18 protein-coding genes are annotated in these 18,145 nt (G+C 60.8%); 4 read left to right on the plus strand and 14 right to left on the minus strand.

Annotation, left to right across the window (positions count from 1 at the left end; genetic code table 11):
* The first annotated feature begins 3 nt into the window (after positions 1-3).
* Complete coding sequence (locus tag CQ017_RS07835; RefSeq protein ID WP_096283393.1) at positions 4-660, plus strand: TrkA family potassium uptake protein; 657 nt, start codon at positions 4-6, stop codon at positions 658-660.
* A 74-nt stretch (positions 661-734) separates the two neighbouring features.
* Here the strand turns inward: CQ017_RS07835 and proC are convergent, their stop codons facing one another.
* From proC to CQ017_RS07865, 6 genes are all read right to left on the minus strand, one after another.
* Entirely contained in the window at positions 735-1,577 is an 843-nt protein-coding gene (gene proC, locus CQ017_RS07840) for a pyrroline-5-carboxylate reductase (RefSeq protein ID WP_096283391.1), read from the minus strand.
* Between the two features lie 4 nt (positions 1,578-1,581).
* Entirely contained in the window at positions 1,582-2,439 is an 858-nt protein-coding gene (locus tag CQ017_RS07845) for a sugar phosphate isomerase/epimerase (RefSeq protein WP_255248328.1), read from the minus strand.
* A gap of 24 nt (positions 2,440-2,463) precedes the next feature.
* A complete protein-coding gene (locus CQ017_RS07850; protein ID WP_096283389.1) occupies positions 2,464-3,483 on the minus strand; it encodes a Ppx/GppA phosphatase family protein in 1,020 nt (339 codons plus the stop codon).
* A 28-nt stretch (positions 3,484-3,511) separates the two neighbouring features.
* Positions 3,512-6,313 carry a type I DNA topoisomerase gene (topA, locus tag CQ017_RS07855; protein WP_105553227.1) on the minus strand — a complete coding sequence of 934 codons (2,802 nt, stop codon included), beginning with the start codon at positions 6,311-6,313 and terminating at the stop codon, positions 3,512-3,514.
* Positions 6,314-6,452: 139 nt separating this feature from the next.
* Positions 6,453-7,103 (minus strand): helix-turn-helix transcriptional regulator, encoded by a 651-nt coding sequence (locus CQ017_RS07860; protein WP_096283385.1) that lies wholly within the window; start codon positions 7,101-7,103, stop codon positions 6,453-6,455.
* Between the two features lie 23 nt (positions 7,104-7,126).
* Positions 7,127-8,716 carry a methyltransferase gene (locus tag CQ017_RS07865; RefSeq protein ID WP_105553228.1) on the minus strand — a complete coding sequence of 530 codons (1,590 nt, stop codon included), beginning with the start codon at positions 8,714-8,716 and terminating at the stop codon, positions 7,127-7,129.
* A gap of 74 nt (positions 8,717-8,790) precedes the next feature.
* On the opposite strand from CQ017_RS07865, the gene CQ017_RS07870 reads away from it, so the two are divergent.
* Positions 8,791-9,363, plus strand: a complete 573-nt coding sequence (locus CQ017_RS07870) for a GNAT family N-acetyltransferase (RefSeq protein ID WP_105553229.1) — start codon at positions 8,791-8,793, stop codon at positions 9,361-9,363.
* A 61-nt stretch (positions 9,364-9,424) separates the two neighbouring features.
* Here CQ017_RS07870 and CQ017_RS07875 read toward each other — a convergent pair whose 3' ends face one another.
* On the minus strand, positions 9,425-10,330 hold the full coding sequence (locus CQ017_RS07875; RefSeq protein ID WP_096283550.1) for a rhodanese-related sulfurtransferase: 906 nt from the start codon (positions 10,328-10,330) through the stop codon (positions 9,425-9,427).
* A 165-nt stretch (positions 10,331-10,495) separates the two neighbouring features.
* On the opposite strand from CQ017_RS07875, the gene CQ017_RS07880 reads away from it, so the two are divergent.
* Both CQ017_RS07880 and CQ017_RS07885 read left to right on the plus strand, forming a co-directional pair.
* Positions 10,496-11,152 carry a GNAT family N-acetyltransferase gene (locus CQ017_RS07880; RefSeq protein ID WP_096283380.1) on the plus strand — a complete coding sequence of 219 codons (657 nt, stop codon included), beginning with the start codon at positions 10,496-10,498 and terminating at the stop codon, positions 11,150-11,152.
* Positions 11,153-11,243: 91 nt separating this feature from the next.
* Entirely contained in the window at positions 11,244-13,574 is a 2,331-nt protein-coding gene (locus CQ017_RS07885) for a DEAD/DEAH box helicase (RefSeq protein WP_105553230.1), read from the plus strand.
* Here CQ017_RS07885 and CQ017_RS07890 read toward each other — a convergent pair.
* The 7 genes from CQ017_RS07890 to CQ017_RS07920 form a co-directional block, all read right to left on the minus strand.
* Entirely contained in the window at positions 13,565-13,954 is a 390-nt protein-coding gene (locus tag CQ017_RS07890; RefSeq protein ID WP_105553231.1) for an Rv3654c family TadE-like protein, read from the minus strand. The genes CQ017_RS07885 and CQ017_RS07890 overlap by 10 nt on opposite strands.
* Entirely contained in the window at positions 13,951-14,286 is a 336-nt protein-coding gene (locus CQ017_RS07895; RefSeq protein WP_105568710.1) for a TadE family type IV pilus minor pilin, read from the minus strand. Before CQ017_RS07895 ends, CQ017_RS07890 begins: the two co-directional genes overlap by 4 nt.
* A gap of 3 nt (positions 14,287-14,289) precedes the next feature.
* Positions 14,290-14,472, minus strand: a complete 183-nt coding sequence (locus tag CQ017_RS07900; protein WP_105553233.1) for a DUF4244 domain-containing protein — start codon at positions 14,470-14,472, stop codon at positions 14,290-14,292.
* Positions 14,473-14,584: 112 nt separating this feature from the next.
* Positions 14,585-15,118: a type II secretion system F family protein gene (locus CQ017_RS07905; RefSeq protein ID WP_105553234.1), complete on the minus strand. Its 534-nt coding sequence runs from the start codon at positions 15,116-15,118 to the stop codon at positions 14,585-14,587.
* Positions 15,115-15,666: a type II secretion system F family protein gene (locus CQ017_RS07910; RefSeq protein ID WP_181150514.1), complete on the minus strand. Its 552-nt coding sequence runs from the start codon at positions 15,664-15,666 to the stop codon at positions 15,115-15,117. The genes CQ017_RS07905 and CQ017_RS07910 overlap by 4 nt, the downstream gene beginning before the upstream one ends.
* A gap of 141 nt (positions 15,667-15,807) precedes the next feature.
* Positions 15,808-17,040, minus strand: coding sequence for a TadA family conjugal transfer-associated ATPase (locus CQ017_RS07915; protein WP_105553236.1), 1,233 nt, complete (start codon positions 17,038-17,040; stop codon positions 15,808-15,810).
* A complete protein-coding gene (locus CQ017_RS07920) occupies positions 17,037-18,095 on the minus strand; it encodes a hypothetical protein (protein ID WP_146112454.1) in 1,059 nt (352 codons plus the stop codon). The genes CQ017_RS07915 and CQ017_RS07920 overlap by 4 nt, the downstream gene beginning before the upstream one ends.
* Between the last annotated feature and the right edge of the window lie 50 nt (positions 18,096-18,145).

Genomic DNA, 18,145 nt, shown 5'->3' on the forward strand with positions numbered 1-18,145 from the left:
AGTATGGAGCACAACGCACCGGTGCTCGTCATCGGACTGGGACGCTTCGGCGCCTCAGTGGCCGAAACCCTGGTCAAGCAGGGCCGCGAGGTGCTCGCCATCGAACGCAGCCCGGAATTGGTCCAGCAGTGGGCCAGCACGCTGACCCATGTGGTGGCGGCCGACGCCACCAATATCGATGCGCTGCGCCAGCTGGGCGCCCAGGAGTTCAGCTCCGCGGTGGTCGGGGTGGGCACCTCGATCGAGTCCTCGGTGCTGATTACCGTGAATCTGGTGGATCTGGGGATCGAGCACCTCTGGGTGAAGGCGATTACGCCTTCCCACGGCAAGATCCTCACCCGCATCGGCGCGAACCATGTGATTTATCCGGAGGCCGATGCCGGGGTTCGCGCGGCCCACCTGGTCGGTGGACGCATGCTGGACTTCATCGAGTTCGATGATGGCTTCGCGATTGTGAAGATGTACCCGCCAAAGGAAACCCAGGGCTTCACCCTGGCCGAATCGCAGGTGCGTTCCAAATACGGGATCACCATCGTCGGGGTGAAAACCCCGGGCGAGGACTTCACCTACGCGGTGCCGGACACGATGGTCACGAGGCGTGACATATTGATCGTCTCCGGGCACGTGGACCTGCTCGAACGCTTCGCCGCCCGCCCCTAAACGGGCGTTAAGACGGCTATGGCGCCGGTCCCCCAGTTCGGGGTGCCGGCGCCATAGAACTTTTAATCGCTGGATTAGCCGAGTTCTGCGCTGAGCTGCGCGGCACGCGCGGCGGCGGCCTTGGCCCCGGCTTCGATAATCGCTGGAATCCCCTGCGCATCGAAGGTCAGAATCGCTTGCTCGGTGGTGCCCTTGGGGCTCGTAACCGCACGACGCATATCTGCCGGGTTGGCCTGCGGGTCAGCGAGCATCTTGCCGGCCCCGGCCACGGTGGCACGGGCCAGATCCATGGCGAGCTTCTCGTCGAGCCCCATGGCGATACCGGCGTTGGTCATCGCTTCGGCCAGGTAGAAGCCATAGGCCGGGCCGGAGCCCGAGATCGCCCCGAGCGCGTTTTGCTGCGACTCGTCGATCACGTGGACCTCCCCGGAACCGGCAAAGAGCTCGGCGACAAGGTTGATTTGCGTCTCGCTCACCGCCTGGCCTGCGCTCAAGCCGACGACTCCGGAACCAACCATCAGCGGCGTGTTCGGCATGGAACGGATCACCGGCTGTCCGTCGCGCAGCTGCCCCTGCATGGTGGCGAGGGTAATCGCCGCGGCCACCGAGACCACCACGGTCTGCGCAGGCAAGGCTTCGGAAATCTCGGCGCAGAGCGCGGTAATCCCTACCGGCTTAACCCCGAGGAAAACGATGTCCGCTTCGGCGGCGGCCTTCGAATTCGCTTCGGGATCTTCGTCGCCGATCAGCACGTTGATGCCCAGTTCGCGCAGTTGCGCGGCACGGTTGTCGCTGCGCAGGGTTGCGGTAATTTTCTTCGGGTCATGTCCGGCGCCCAAGATACCGCGCAGGATCGCTCCGTTCATTGAGCCCGTGCCCAAAAATGCGAGTCGGAGATTATTCGTAGCTTCGCTCATACAGTTATTTTGTCACCCGTTCAGAGTCTTGATTAATTGACAGATGCTGGCGTGCAAATTCGAGCGTCTGGCCCAGCCATTCTTCTTTTTGCCCCGCCTGCTTGGCCTTGCGCGTTGATACTTCCACCGCGACCACGCCATCCCACTGGGAATCGCGCAAGAAATTCAGCGATTCAACGACCGGCTGCGTACCCAATCCGGGCACCAAATGCTCATCCTTGCCGTTATCCAACCCATCACACAGGTGGACGTGGGTCAACCTGTCCCCCAGGTCCTCAAACGCTTGGCGAGAGTTCATAGTTGCAATGGCCGCATGGGAAAAGTCCCAAGTGACATGGCGATAGTCCTCGGGGACCGGGTTCCAATGCGGCAGATACATCTTGGAGGATTCACGTCCGCGGCTGCGCCACGGGTACATGTTTTCAACCGCGATTTTCATGCCCGTGGAGTCGGTCAGCCGGCGTACGCCCTCGACGAATCCTTCGGCATAGTTCCCCTGCCAACGAAACGGCGGGTGCGCAACAACCACGCTGGCTCCTACCGCTTTCGCCAGGATCACCGATCGCTCGATTTTTGCCCACGCCGAACCCCAGACCTGCTGGGTAAGCAGCAGGGTTGGCGCGTGTATCGCCATAATAGGCAATTGGTATTTGTCCATCAGGGCCATCAGCGCGGTGGCTGACTGACTGGCCTGGTTGCCGGTCACCAACACCTCAAGCCCGTCGTAGCCCACGTCCTTGGCTATCGCGAAGGCGTCATGTACGGTCAGCGGATAGACCGAGGCACTGGATAGTGTCACCGGTACCCGAGGTACACGCTGCTGGTCTTCCATATCCGACCCCTCCTCGTCGCGCCGCTGCATAGCGGCGCCTTTTCCAGTGAAGCGCTAGGCCGTAGGTTCGCCGAGACTTAAGGTCTTCAACGAGCCCAAGGCAACCTCTCCTACCCCCACGCTACTACTGAGCGGTGTCGAAGAGTCAAACATCACGTGATCAAAACGTCGCAGCATGAGACCTTCGCGTAACGCCCAAGGGCAGATGCGGACACTTTTGAGTTTTAATGCGCTCATCGCCTCATGAGCAACGATCGCACCGGCGAGCAGCTGCGGGGCGCGGATTTCCGAAACGCCCGGCAGTTCGGCGCGTTCGTCCCAGCTCATCGCGGTCAGCCGGTTGGTCCAGAGTTTCAGCGAATCGCGGTGCAGCACGCGTTTGACGTATGGCCCCTCCCCGCTGGGGGCGGATCCGGTGATCCGCGACAGCGACCGGAAGGTTTTCGAGGTGGCCGTGGCCAGCGTGGGCTTGCCGTATTGGCGCAGTTCGGTGGTCGGGTCGGTGAGCACATCACGCACGTAGTTGCGCAGCTCCCGGACTTCCTTGATCGAAGGCAAATCGTTGGGCAGCCATTCGCGGGTCAGCCTGCCGGCGCCCAGCGGCACGGAGAAGGCGACCTGGGGGAATTCGTCGGTGCCCACCGCAAGTTCGAGCGAACCACCGCCCATATCCAGGTTGAGGATCGATTCGGACGACCAGCCGAACCAGCGGCGCACCGAGTAGAAGGTCATTCCGGCTTCTTCTTCGCCGGAAAGCTCCATCAGGCTCACACCGGTTTCCCGGCTCACCCGTTCGAGCACCGCTACGCCATTGGAGGATTCCCGAATGGCAGAGGTGCAAAATCCCATGAAGTCTTCGACCCGATGGCTTTTGGCGAACTCGGCTGCCTCCTTGATGAAGGCGATGAGTTCTTGCTGCCCCTCTTCGGTGATGGCGCCATACTCGTTGAGGTAGCGCACCAGCGACAACGGTCGTTTATGCGAGGCATAAGAGACCGGTCGGGCGCCTGGGTAGGCGTCCACCAATAATAGGTGGACGGTATTCGAACCAATATCCAAAACGCCAAGTCTCATGGTGCGCTCCTCAACTCAGAGACGAAGTCTACTTCTCGCTCTTCTTGGCGGTGGTTTTCTTCGCCGTGGTCGCCTTCTTGGCCGGGGCCTTCTTGGCTGCGGGCTTCTTCGCGGGAGCCTTTTTCGCTGCCGTGCGCTTCACCGGGCCACGGGCGCGCTTATCCGCCAGCAGCTCAATGGCTTGCTCACGCGTCAGCTCCTCCAAGGAGGTTGTGCGCGGCACGGTGATGTTGGTGACGCCGTCGGTAATGTATGGGCCGAAGCGACCATCCTTGACCACGATGTTCTTCTCGCTCGTCGGGTCCACCCCGAACTCGGCTAGCGGCGGCACCGCGGCGCGGCGGCCACGCTGCTTGGGCTGTGCGTAGATCGCCAGCGCCTCGTCGAGGGTGATGGTGAAGATCTGCTCTTCGCTGTCGATGGAACGCGAATCGCTGCCCTTCTTCAGATACGGACCGAAGCGGCCGTTCTGCACGGTGATCTCTTCGCCCTCGGCGTCGGCACCGAGCACCCGGGGCAGGCTCATCAGCTGCAGAGCCTCATCCAGGGTGACGGTTTCCACGGTCATGGTCTTGAACAGCGACGCGGTGCGTGGCTTGACCTTGACCGGCTTCTTCGGCGGCTTTGGCTTGCCGTTCTTGTAGTATTCCACCGGCTGCGCGGCGATTTCCTCTTCCGTGAGCTCCGGGATGATCTCGGTGACGTAGGCGCCGTAACGGCCGTCCTTGGCCACGATCTTGCGGCCGGTAGCCTCTTCGATGCCCAGCTCGCGTTCGGAGACCTGAGCGGTGGCGAACAGTTCCTCGGCCTTCGCCGCGGTCAGCTCGTCCGGAGCCAGTTCCTCGGGCACATTCGCGCGCTGCGGGTCGGTGCCTTCTTCGGCGCCTTCCGGGATGGCGCGTTCCAGGTATGGGCCGAACTTGCCCACGCGCAAGGTGATGTCATCGGTGATCTTGATGGAGTTGATCGCCCGAGCGTCAATGTCGCCGAGGTTGTCCACCACGTGCTTCAGGCCCTCCGGGCTGGTTTCGCCCTTGCCGCCGAAGTAGAACATGTTCAACCAGTCGGAGCGCGCACGGTTGCCCTGCGCGATTTCGTCCAGGTCGTCTTCCAAGCGTGCGGTGAAGTCGTAGTCCACGTACTTGGCGAAGTGCTCTTCGAGCAGGCGGATTACCGAGAACGCGATCCAGCTTGGCACCAGGGCGCCGCCGCGCTTGGTCACGTAGCCGCGATCCATGATGGTGGAGATGGTCGGCGCGTAGGTCGAGGGACGGCCAATCTCGCGCTTTTCCAGCTCGGCGACGATGGACGCTTCGGTATAGCGCGCCGGCGGGGTGGTTTCGTGGCCCAGTGCGGTCAGCTCATCCCCGGTCAGCCCCTGTCCCACGGCGAGCTGAGGCAGGCGTGCCTCGGCGTTCTCTGGCTTATCTGCCGCGTCGCTCTCGGAGTCCTTGCCTTCTTCGTAGGCCGAGAGGAAACCGCGGAAGGTGATGACGGTACCGGAGGCAGAGAATTCGGCAACGCGCTGATCGCTAGCGGTGCCCGCGAGCTTGATGGTGGCGGTGAATCCCTTGGCATCTGCCATCTGCGAGGCGACGGTGCGCTTCCAGATCAGCTCGTACAGGGTGAATTCATCCTTGGAGAGCTGGGAGCGGACGTCCTTTGGGCGGCGGAACATGTCACCGGCCGGACGAACTGCTTCGTGGGCTTCTTGAGCGGAGTCGGACTTGCCCTTGTACACGCGGGGGCTCTTGGGAATCGAATCCGAGCCATAAAGTTCGGTGGCTTGGGTGCGGGCGGCGCGGACGGCCTCATTCGACAGGAATACCGAGTCGGTACGCATGTAGGTGATGTAACCGTTTTCGTACAGACGCTGCGCGATCTGCATGGTCAGCTTCGAGCTCCAGCGTAGCTTGCGGCTGGCTTCCTGCTGCAAGGTCGAAGTGGTGAAGGGCGCTGCCGGACGTCGGGTGTAGGGCTTGTCCTCCACGGAGGTGACGGCAAAGTCGCTGTTGGCCAAATTGCTGACCAATGATTCGGCGGCTTCCTGGTTCAGCTCCGCGACCGGGTTGCGGGTGGTCTTCAGCTGGCCGCGGTCATCGTAGTCGCGGCCCGAGGCGACGCGCTTGCCGTCCACCGAGGAGAGCTTGGCGGCGAAGGTTTCCCCAACGGTGGTGGCGAAGCTTCCCTTGACATCCCAGTACCCGGCGGAGACGAAAGCCATGCGCTCACGTTCGCGCTCAACCACCAGCCGGGTGGCGACCGACTGGACACGGCCGGCGGAGAGCCCGCGGGCAATCTTGCGCCACAGAACCGGAGAGATCTCGTAACCGTAGAGGCGATCCAGGACGCGGCGGGTTTCCTGCGCATCGACCAGATTGGTATCCAGCTCACGCATCGAGCCCAGGGCGCGCTCGATACCTTCCTTGGTGATTTCGGTGAAGGCAAGACGGCGTACCGGGACCTTGGGCTTAAGCACCTGGAGCAGGTGCCACGCGATGGCTTCGCCTTCGCGGTCCGCATCTGTTGCGAGGTAGAGTTCGTCGGCATCTTTGAGCTTGGCCTTCAGCTCCGAAACGCGCTTCTTCTTATCCGGGTACACCATGTAATAGGGTTCGAAGTCGTTATCGATGTCGACCGCAAATTTGCCCACGGAAGTTTTCTTGAGCTCGGTGGGAAGCTCGGAGGGCTGGGGAAGATCGCGGATGTGGCCCACCGAGGCGTCCACGTCGAAGCCCTCGCCCAGATATTTGGCGATTGACTTTACCTTGGCAGGAGACTCCACGATAACGAGTTTCTTGCCGGTCTTTTCCTTGGCCTTTGCGGGCACAGCTCTCCTTTTATACAACGCGGTTCCGAACGCTTCCCAGCGAGGTAACGCTCGGGCGGCAATCGCAGCACCATTCCTTGCGACCAGAATCAGTCGCAATTCCCGATGATCTTACACCGAAGAACTGCACAACTTTTCTCTAGCTCGCACCTCCACCCGGGTGCTGGTACTCGGGTAGTAGTGAGATTAAGTAGAACATACGCTTTGAGTCGATGTTGCGTTCTTCGGCCGTGGCCATTGCCTCATACTCGTAAACGAGGTCCAATAATCGCCGATTAAACTCCTTTTGCTTCGCTTCGGGAAGAAACACTAAACCACTGGTCAGCAAGGGTGGGCGGTCGGCATCCGGCTCGATTCCCGACTTGGCTTCCGCCTCGCGCCGCTCCACTTCGGCATTCAGCCTTGTGCGGAACGCGTTCAACTGCACGTTGAGGTAGGCCGTTTTCGCGTTCGTCGAATCGATCTGGGTGTTTAGCTCCAGCCTTTCGCCCGCGGCGCGCCACCGGCGTTCTCGCGCGTCGCCTTCGCTGGCCGCGCGCGCCACGTACCCGTATTTCTCCAGTGCGCGCAAGTGATAGCTCATGGCGCTGGGCGTCAATGAGCACATCGATGCCAGCTCCGTTGCGGTGCGCGTGGTTTGCGATGCGAAAAGCTCGTCGAGCACGATCAGCCGAGCATCATGGGCCAGCGCGCGGATCGCCTGCGGGTCGGTGATCGAGACCACTTGTGGGGGTTGATCTTCCGCGTCGGCGCGCTGCGCGCCGTCTTCCTCGACTGTGTTCCGTGTCATAACGAAAAAGTTTAGCCTTTGTTTCAGATTTTACGAAGCATTCCATGCCGCAGAAGGCGAGCAATAGCTTCATAAAGCCTTTCAGTGAAATTCTCCTCGCCCTCACCGATCAGTGAATCAAGGGCTACAACCAACTGCGCGACCGATAATTCACCATCGCAGGCCGACAGGAATCCGGCCTGCGCCGAGTCCAAAATTTCGGTTCGGCGGATCCCCACGCCCTGGCGCAAGAGGATCACTCCTGGATGTTCGGCACCGGGGCGCTGATGACGTTCCTCGGTGACATCTTCTGCGACTAGCAGGTGCCACTGCTTCCATTCTTCTCCGGCTTCGCGCAATGCATCTGCCATCAGAATGTCTCGCTCCAAGGCAGGAGCCAGCGGCTGTTCCACCTGGTGCGGTATCTGTTCGAAGAGACGGAAGGTTACCTCCGGTTGCGCGGGCCGGCGGAAATACACCATGCCGAAACCGACCGCACCGACCTGGCGGGATTCGAAGTCGTCGAGGTAGGCGTCATAGGCGGCCGCGTAGGCGGCGCTGTCCTCGCTTTGCGACGCATCGCGCAACCAGGTTTCGGCATAAACGCTCGGAGTGGCCTGTTCACGTTCAATCACCCAGACGTCCAAGTCATCGGCAAACCAATCGGAGACCCGCCGCGCCCATGGTTCATTGGATTCCTCATCTAGGCGAGGTATCTCCCAATTCGACAGCATCTGCATATGTGCACCGGGGTTCAGATGCTCGGGGGCCTGGGCAATCAGCGTGCTCACCAAGGAATCGCCGGCCATGCCACCATCACGGTAGGTGAAGCGGTCTTGCTCACGCTCGGACTTATTGCGCGGTGTGATCACGAATGGCGGATTGCTGGCGATCAAGTCGAATTTCTGGCCGGCCACCGGTTCGAACAGGCTGCCCTGCAATAGCGTAACCCGCTCTTCTAGCCGCTGCGGGTCCAGCTTCAAAGCTCGGTGGTTGAGCACCAGGTTAAACCGGGTGAACGCCAGTGCGCGGTCCGAAAGGTCCGTGGCGGTCACGTGCTTGGAGTGCGAGAGCAAATGGAATAGCTGTATTCCGCATCCCGTGCCGAGATCGAGGGCCCGTTCAGCGTCCGGACGGACGGTGACCTGCGCAAGCGTGCGCGAAGCATGGCCAATGCCTAAAACGTGGTCCGTGCGCAGAACCCCGGGACGCTGGTGCGAACCCAGGTCGTGAGCCACCCACAATTCACCATCTACATCCGAGCCATGCACCGCCAACGCCACCTTAGCCCGGTACCCCGAGGCCCATGGCTCAATCAACCCGAGCTTGAGCAGCCCGTCGGCACGCACCGTGGGGAATGCCGCGGCGATCGCCGCGACTGATTCCGCCTGTCCCAACTGGAACAGCCGAACGGCGCACGCCAGGGAACCGGCTTCGGGCTGCTTGTTCAGAACTCGAAGCGCCGGGTGGATCTGATCCCGACCATAAGCAGCCACCGCATCATCACCTAATAGCTCGGTGATGGCATCAAAGCCAAACTTCATTGTTGTCAAGTCGGCATGGAGCTTGTCCAGCAACGCGAGGTCGTAACTACTAGGGGCATCTTCAATGGCAGAAAATTCAGCGGCATTCACAGTTCCAAGTCTAACGAGTCCGCGGGTGTTACAAGACTGCGCAACAACTGCCCAACCGCCTTAGGATGTTCGGTATGCCAGTCGTGACCATCACCTATTTGCAGCAGCTTTCGAGTGCCGAAATGCGCCCGAGTGCCAGAAAACTTCCGCAGCATGCGAGGATCGAACGCGCCCAACAGATCTCGGCCGAGTTTTCCCGCTTCCTCTATCAAAGCGTGGGGAGCAAATTGAACTGGGCAGATCGGCTGACTTCCAGCCGTGAACAATGGGATGCGACGCTGCGCCGTGCGGGCTCTGAAACCTATGTGCTCTACCAGGATGGGGTGCCGAAGGGGTACGCGGAACTGGTGACCGAGGTGACCGAGGCCCAGAGCGAGGTAGAGATCTACTACTTCGGGCTATTCCCCGAAGCCATCGGGCAGGGTCTCGGTGGTCTGTTGCTCAGCGAAGCCAATCGTCGGGCTTGGGATCTGCACACGCGCTTCGAAGATCTCCCGCCGGTGGGCCGGGTGTGGCTGCACACCTGCTCGTTGGATGGGGAAGCGGCCATCCCGAACTACCAAGCACGAGGCTTCAGCGTTTATGACACCACGGCCGAGGAAACCGAAGTAATCGATGCGTCACTCGACCTGTGGCCAAGTTCCTAAGCGCCGATTAAATGCCAGCGCGCCGCATGATCTCTAGATCATGCGGCGCGCTGGTTCTTGCCTAGGCTTCGATCGATACTTCGGTGCAGTCTGGGCACCGGCGCAATTCTTCATCCTTGGCGCAGTCTTCACAGAAGAGACGCAGGTTGCGGCATGTCGGGTTCGCGCAATTCTCGAACTTGTTCGTGGGCCCCTGGCAACCGACGCATTCGCCGATGGTCACCGCATCCTCGGAGAATTCGGTGTGCATGCGCTTGTCGAAGACATACAGGGAACCTTCCCACAGGCCCTTGTCACCGTACTGTTCGCCGTAGCGGACGATTCCGCCCTGCATCTGGTAAACCTCTTGGAAACCGCGCTTGACCATCAGCGCGGAGAGCACCTCGCAGCGAATGCCGCCGGTGCAGTAGGTGACGATCGGCTGATCTTTCAGGTGGTCGTACTTTCCCGAATCGAGTTCATCCATGAACTCGCGGGTGGTTTCCACCGCTGGAACGATCGCGTCCTTGAACTTGCCGATCTGGGCTTCGAACGCGTTTCGGCCATCGAAGAAGTGAATCTTCTCCCCAACCTTCTCCTTCGTTTCGACCAGTTCGTGGAGCTGCTCGGGACGCAGGTGGACCCCGCCGCCGACCACACCGTTCTCGTCGATCTCGATCTCGCCCGGGGCGCCGAACGTGACAATTTCGTCACGGACCTTGACGGATATACGCGGGAAGTCTTCGGCCGAGCCCTCGGACCACTTAATATCCATCTTTGTGAATGGAGGGAACTCGCGGGTAGCCTTCACGTATTTCTTGACGGCAGAAATCTCGCCGCCAACGGTCCCGTTGATGCCGTCCTTGGAGATGATAATTCGACCGCGCAAGCCCCAGCGTTCCAGCAGCGAACGCTGCCACAAGCGGACGGCTTCCGGGTCGGGAAGCGGAGTAAATGCGTAATACAAAACGATGCGATGAATGGCCACCATATAAGGGTAGTAGCTTTTCGGCACAAATCGCCGCGCAAAAGAGCAAAGTCACATTCTCGGTCCCGACCATTGTCCGGGTATCAGCATTGACTATAGTTTCAAGTAAGCAACGATTAGCTCAACGTCAGCTAATTCCTAGGTGAGACAGGGTAGGGTCAAAACATGGCATCAAACGCAAGCGATGAACTGATTGGTACCTGGGTAGACGGCTGGGCAGGCGTCCGTGGATACGAGACCCGCCATGAGGGGCGAGTCCACGCGGCCCTCCGTCACGATACGACCGGGGACTGGGAATACGTTATTTATGAGCCTTCCAAGGAAGAGCTCGCAGCGGTCGCCGAGACGCTTAAAAAGCATCCAAAGCGCCGTCTCACCGCATTCGATGACTCAATCGAGGGACTGCTGCGTACCGCCAGCGAGGTTGGCCTTCAGGTGTCCGCAGACGATGAAGTCCTCATGGTCACCGAATTAGCCGTGCACGACGTCGAAGTACCTTTGCCCGCAGATGGCTTCGTCTTCCAGATCGAACGCGACGGCACCCATGCCTATGTTTCGCTGCATCCAGAAGACAATCAGGAGATCGTAGCCGCTTCCGGCCACGTCTCGGCAGTCGCCGGATTCGCGATCTTCGACCGCATCATTACCGGTACAGATTTCCGCCGTCAGGGTCTTGGAACTTTGATCATGCGCGCGCTTGCCTCACTGGCCCAAGAGCACGATGTGGACGAGGGCCTGCTCATCGCCTCCGTTGACGGCCAGCAGCTCTACGCTTCCTTGGGCTGGACCTCGCTAGGCAAGGTTGTCCTGTTCAAAGGCTAACCGCCACCATTTCTTCGCTGATCGCCGTCGGAATTATTTTCGACGGCGATAAGCTTTTAACTACCCACCGTTGCTCAGAGAGGCTCTAGACGTGAAGTCCGTGCGCGCGTTGCTGGATCCGTTCAATCGGCAAAACGATCCCGAAGCGGTCATCCATCGCAGGTCGGTGGCCGCGAAAGATGAGATCACCGCGCCATGGCCGACCTGGATCCACGACGCGGTCCGGCAAACCTTTGAGGAACTAGGCATTCAGCGGCCCTGGCTGCACCAGGTGCAAGCCGCGGAATCCGTTCACGCGGGAAACCACACGATCATTTCTACCGGCACGGCCTCCGGCAAATCTTTGGCATATCTCATGCCCAGTATTGACCTGCTCTACCGCACCCGAGAGACCGGCCCCAATGACGCCGAGGCCCAAGGGACCATCTTGTACATCTGCCCCACCAAGGCCTTGGCGGCAGACCAGTTGGCTTCGGTGCAGGCTTTGAAGGTGCCAGGCGTTCGGGCCTCTAGCTATGACGGCGACACCGACCAAGGAACCCGCAGCTGGGTCAGGCAACACGCGAACTTTGTCTTCACCAACCCGGATATGCTCCATCGTGGCATCCTGTCCAACCATCAGGCCTGGTCGCGTTTCTTCAAACGGTTGCGCTACGTGGTCATCGACGAGGCGCATTCATATCGCGGAGTTTTTGGTGCCCACGTCGCAAACTTGATGCGCCGGCTGCGGCGCATCTGCGCCCACTACGGAAACGACCCGGTCTTCATCGGCGCCTCGGCAACCAGCTCGGACCCGGAAGAATCCTTCTCGAGGCTCATCGGCGCCCCGGCGCAGGCTGTTACCCACGATTTCTCCGCTTCGGGGGAACTAGTCATCGGACTGTGGGAACCGCCCTTGACCGACCGGACTGGTGAAAATGGTGCCCCGCTACGTCGCACGGCGATCGCAGAGAGCGCCTCAATCCTTACCGACCTAATGGCGGACCATGTGCGCAGCATCGTGTTCATCAAATCCCGCCGCGGCGCAGAGACCATTGCGGCACTCACGCGCAAGCATTTGGAAAAGTTCGCTCCAGAACTCAGCGTCCGCTTGGCGGCCTATCGATCTGGATACCTGCCGGCCGAACGCCGCGAAGTTGAAAAACAATTGCGCTCCGGCCAATTATTGGGAGTGACCTCGACATCCGCATTGGAGCTTGGCATCGACATCGCCGGGTTGGACGCGGTGGTGGTCGCCGGATGGCCCGGAACGCGCGCTTCATTCTTCCAACAGATCGGCCGTGCCGGAAGAAGCGGACAAGATGCGCTTGCCATATTTGTCGCCGCCGAAGACCCGCTCGACACCTATCTGGTGCACCATCCCGAGGCAATATTTGAACTCGGAGTCGAAGCGACGGTCTTTGACCCGCATAATAAATACGTACTCAGCGGCCACTTGTGCGCAGCCGCCCAGGAACACCCGTTGCGGCCCGAAGAATTAGCTCTTTTTGGCCCGCAGACCGAAGAGTTGCTGGACTCCTTGGTGCAGCGCGGCTACTTGCGCCGTAGGCCGGCCGGATGGTTCTGGACCCATCCGCAACACGCCGCCTCGATGTTCTCCATTCGGGCAGACGGCGGTGGCCCGGTCGACATTATCGACGCCGAAACCGGAGCGCTGCTTGGAACCATGGATTCGCCGCAAACACATTATCAGGCACACCCCGGAGCCATTTACGTGCATCAAGGAGCCAGCTACCACGTTGAAGAACTCGACGAACAAAATCATGTGGTCGTGGTCAGTCGAGTCAATCCGGATTATTACACCAACGCCCGCGACCTGACAACGGTAGAGGTCCATTCCCAAGAGCGCAGTAGCAAACATCAGGTACTCGGTATATTTTTCGGCGAGGTCACCGTCACCACTCAGGTGGTCTCGTTCCAACGCAAATCGGTAGCCTCCAACGAGGTGCTCTCCGAGGAATCTCTGGAGCTGGAAGCTCGTGAACTCCATACTAAATCTGTGTGGTTCACGCTCACCGAACAGCGGCTACTGGGTGCCGGGCTCACCGTGGATCAGTTCCCGGGGGCATTGCATGCGGCCGAACATGCGATGATCGGGCTGCTTCCCCTGGTCGCGACCTCGGACCGTTGGGATATTGGCGGGGTGTCTACGGCCCTTCATATGGACACCGGCCACCCCTCCATCTTCGTTTATGACGCCCAGCCGGGGGGAGCCGGATTCGCCGAGCGTGGTTTCGAGCGTTTCCTAGATTGGGTGCGAGCTACCCGAGACGCCATCCAATCGTGCGAATGCGCCCACGGGTGCCCCAGCTGCGTGCAGTCACCGAAGTGCGGAAACCGCAATAACCCATTGGACAAAAGCGGTGCCATACTTCTGCTGAGCACCGTGCTGCAGGATATTGTGCCTGCCCATCATCGCTGATCTAAGGGCGGTGCACCGGCCCGGGCTCGCGCCGTAGCCGCGTGCAGCTTCACCTCAAGGGCGACGAAGGTCACCGGCACACTGACGGTTACACGCACAGAGGTTCCTCCGTCCTCCACGGCGCATTGCTCAAGTTCGGCTTCGTTAGCCGCCGATACGCTTCGGGCGATCTCGCAGGGGTCCCCGGCGCGTAGACCTCTAGCGGTATCTGCGGCGGCTAGCGCCGCCAAATCGGCGGCAGCCGCCGCTCGCATCGATGCATGGGTCGCGGCCGTCCAGAGGAGCACCGCCGAGGCCAGGATCAGTGCCACCGCCACTAACGCGGTGGCCGTCACCGTTCCATTGCCGCGCTCGCCTCTTGCACTGGTTGGTAGTCTCATTCCAGCGCCACGCTCGCTTCGCCATGGACCTGGATCGGTCCAAGCAATGGAATGCGCACAGACTTGCTGACATGAACTTCGGAGAATCCCCCACCCTGTGAAATCGCATATGTCGCGTCATCTCCGGCGAGCCTGACCCCGCTTGAATGCACTACCGAGCTTTCTTCTCCGCGTGCCAGTTCTCTGGCCATGGCAGCGGCAGCCTGTTGCACTTGGATCTGCTTCATACCCAACACTCCAAAGCACAACAGTAAGGATAAAAACACGGCAACAGCCGGTAGCAGCACCGCGAATTCCGCCGTGCTGCTACCTCTCTCATCGTTGAAGTTCATTGCCTACAGCGACAGGGCCTTGCTGATAAGTCCCATCAGCATGCCACGCACATCCCCACTGGACAGGATGCTGATCAGCAATCCGGCGAAGGCTACGGCGGCCAGAGTGACCATAGCGAATTCTGCGGTGGTTGAGCCCTCTTCGTCAGCAAGACGCTCGGAAATCATAGCTTCCATACGTTTCATGATTTTTCCTTTCGTTGTTTCCCAAATGCGAAATAATTTGGGGTGGTGCCTTCAGCTTGAGCCACCTGAACGTTTCACGGATTAGGTTCCTTTCAAGCTGGGGATTACTCGTTCAGAGCCCCGGCAGCAAGGCAATAATCAGCGGCACCACGCCTAAGGCAATGAACGCTGGCAAGGCGCAGGCGCCCAAGGGAAGCACCAGTCTGGTACCGAATTGCGCGCCCAGCCTTGCGACTCTTTGGCTGCGTTCGCGACGTTGCAGCGCTGCCGCATTGCGCAGCAAGCTCGCCGCCGGGGCTCCGGTGACATGAGCGAAGCGCAAAGCCTTTTCAAGTGGCCGCAACCAATCCGGTGCCGAGTGCCAGGCTTTATCCCACTCCATGTTCATTTCCAAGCATCGTGCGACGGTGCAGAGCTGTGCCCCTTGCGGGACGCCGCGACCCAGCGTGTCCAAAATGTCTTTAATGGGCATCCCCGAATCCAACAAGCTTGCGCTGACATCCAGAATCAGCTCGACAGGCTGAATCTGGATGTCGACGGCCTTGGCTTGCGGACGCTTGATACTCAGCGTTCTTTCGTGCCTCTCGTGGCTAGAAATAGCCAGCAAGACCGCGGCAACCGCACAGCACAACGCGAAGAACGTCATTGCAGCGCCTGCCGAGTGGTGGTGCGCAGCAGGTACCTGCACCACAGCCGATTGAGCAGCCACAACGCCATCCCGAGGACCACGCTTAGCTGCGCTGCCCACGAGGTGGCTAGGGCACCTGGCACGTCAATGCCTAGAAGAATCCCGGCGCCGAACCCAACCAGTGGCAGCCAGGTCAGCAACTTGGCCGTTGCCTTGGGGCCGGCCATGGCGGCGTCGAATGCTTGTGTTGCGACCAGGTCGGCTTCCAAATCATCGGCCAACCGTTCCAGCACCTCCGCAAGGCTTGCGCCGCTGCGCTCGGAAACCCGCAAGCACCAATGCATTCGATGCACCGACGAGGGAAGCGCGTTGTTCGCCGTCGGTTCGGTCGGCGAAGGGCTCCTAGCACCCAGCCGATGCGTGGCGCGTAATTGGTGAAGCGCCTGGTGCACCGGACACTGGCTGTGTTCGGCGGCCAGCAATGCATCAACGGCGGGGTAGAAAGTGAGTCCGCTGCGCACCAAGGCGGCAAGTTCGCGAATCGTGCGGGCATCTTCGGCCAACATATGCTTCGGCTCATCCGGCCGTCGCGTGGACCCGAAAATACCGTGCTTCTGCCAGGGACGAGCGCCCGTTTCGTTTTTAGCCGTGCCAGGGAACCAAAGCCAGAGTGCCACTGCGCTTAACAGGAGAATCAACATCGCCGTTCAGCCTTCGCTTTGGGCCATCTGCTCGGCGAGCGCCCTGATAGTTGCATGACCGAGTTTCTGTTCAAGAATCGGCAACGAAGCCCGGTCCAGGGGTGCGTGCCGATTGCTGTCGACCGCCGTGATCACGCTCATTTGCCCGTCTCCCGCGGAGTTCAGGATGCCTAGGGCCACCGGACCGCGTTGCCCCTGCTCTCCGCGCGCCATGTGAATAATAAGGTCAAGCGCGCTGGTCGCCTGCAGGGCTGTCGCTTGGAGGTTCCATCCGGCTAGCGCGCCGAGAGCTGCCAGGCGGGCGGGAACCGCTTCGGGGCTATTGGCGTGCAGAGTTCCGGCAGCACCTTGATGGCCGGTATTCATTGCGGCCAAGAAATCTCGGATCTCTGCCCCTCGGCACTCCCCGACGATCAACCGATCCGGTCGCATCCGAAGTGCTTGAACCACCAGATCGCGCAGTTCGATGTTGCCGGCCGCTTCAACATTAGCCGCACGGGTCTGCATGCCGACCACATGTTGGTGGGTGACGTGGAGCTCCTGGGAGTCTTCCACGACAATGATGCGTTGACCCTCGTGAGCCAGCGAGAGCATTGCCTGAAGCAGGGTGGTCTTGCCGCTGCCGGTGCCTCCGGTGACGAGAAAATTCAGTTCCCTTTCCATGATCTCTGCAAGCAACGGATGCCACCAGCACGCGGCGTGTTCCAGTACCCCGGCGAGGTCCAAGGGCTTGGTTTTCTTAACACGGATCGAGATCAGCGGCCCCTGCGTTGCAATCGGCGGGAGCACCGCGTGGACTCGGTAGTGTTTCAAGCTCATGTCCATAAATGGGCTTGCATCGTCTAATCTTCGTCCAGCCAGCGAGGCTAGGTGGACGGCCAGCCTGCGGACCTGTTCGGCCGACCCGAAGACGTATTCGGTGGGTTCCAATCCGCGAGGCGAGTCGGTCCACACCCTGCCCTGCCCGTCAACCAGGACATCGGTCACCTCGGGTTGTTGGGCGAATGGTTCGAGTACCGATAGTCCGGCGACTTCGTCTTGCAGTGCTTTTAATGATTCGGCGGCTCCCGAGGCGCCTAAGGCGGCCCCAGAATCCTGTACGGCCCCGGCGAGGGCTACCGCGTCGAGTTGCCCACCGGTGGCCATCGCCCGCTGACGCACCGATTCGAGGATGCGTTCATCGACTTCGCGACGCGTTGTGTGCCCCGAGCCTTGCGCACTGTGTTTGCCCGTGCTCATCGCTTGTTCCCCTCGGATTCTGGCAGGAGCCGCAGGTCCGCTAGCGCATGGCGGACTTTTCGAGAGCGCAGCGCGTCAAAGAGCACGCCGCGTTGTATCGCCCGGGAGATCCTCGGCAAGCTCGGAAAATGCCCTAGATACTGTCCCGTCGCGGTATTCGAATTTCGCAGGTTCCTTGGACCGCAGCGGATATGCGCTGCGACCGGTGGCTTGCCGGTATCTTCACAGGTCAAGACCTGCCGGTCAACGAATTGCTCAAGCACCGCACGCTGCGGGTGCACCGCGCGTCCGGTATCGACCACTAGCAGGTCGAAGCCTTGCCTGGCCGCCGCCAATAATCGCACCACCAGTTGTTCATCCAGCTCGCTGGGTGCGGCGCTGGGCGACCAAGTCAAAACCGCGGTGTCTCGCACCGTTGGCAAGGTATCCACCAGCTGGTGCGGTGCCAACGCGCCACCGGAGCGGCACAGCTCTTCCCAGCCGATTCCCGTGGGCGGATCGAGCGTCACCCGCGGCCACAATCCGGTGGAATGGGGATCCAGATCGATCAGCAGGCTCTTCAATCCGCACAGCGTGCCCGCGTGGGCAACGAGCGCCGCCAAGGTACTGGTACCCAAGCCGCCGGCGAGGGAGCCTAGGGAAAGACAATGCGCCTGGCCTGCGCGCATTCCCCAAAGTCCGAGGTACTCCCCCAACCATTGCTGCGCCCTGGGCAAGATGGCCACTCTGGCACGCGGGATCTGGCTGGCCACCGACCACAGCTGCTGGTCGTCTTCTTCAAAGCCGAGGACAACGTCGCAGAGTCCGGGGAATGCCAGCGCTTCGCCCGCCATATCCGCGCCCCAGAGCACCGGGCCGTTCCCGGGAGCCGGCAGATCCTTGAGCTCGGCACATTGGTGTATGCGCACGGCCGCCACCAGGGCGATGAGCGCACAGCTTTCGACAAGCCGCTCGTCGTTGCTGACCAGGGTGCAGGCTAGTTCGCCAGCGCCCCAGAGGCGCTCAGGGCCTACCGCGGCCGAGCTCGGCGCATCGCAGGCTTGTTCGGTTGCCACAAACCGCCCATCGCTCTTCACCGGCGGTGAGGCGGAGCTGGGAAAAGATA

The sequence above is a fragment of the Arthrobacter sp. MYb224 genome, from assembly GCF_002975455.1.
Classification (GTDB): Bacteria; Actinomycetota; Actinomycetes; order Actinomycetales; family Micrococcaceae; genus Glutamicibacter.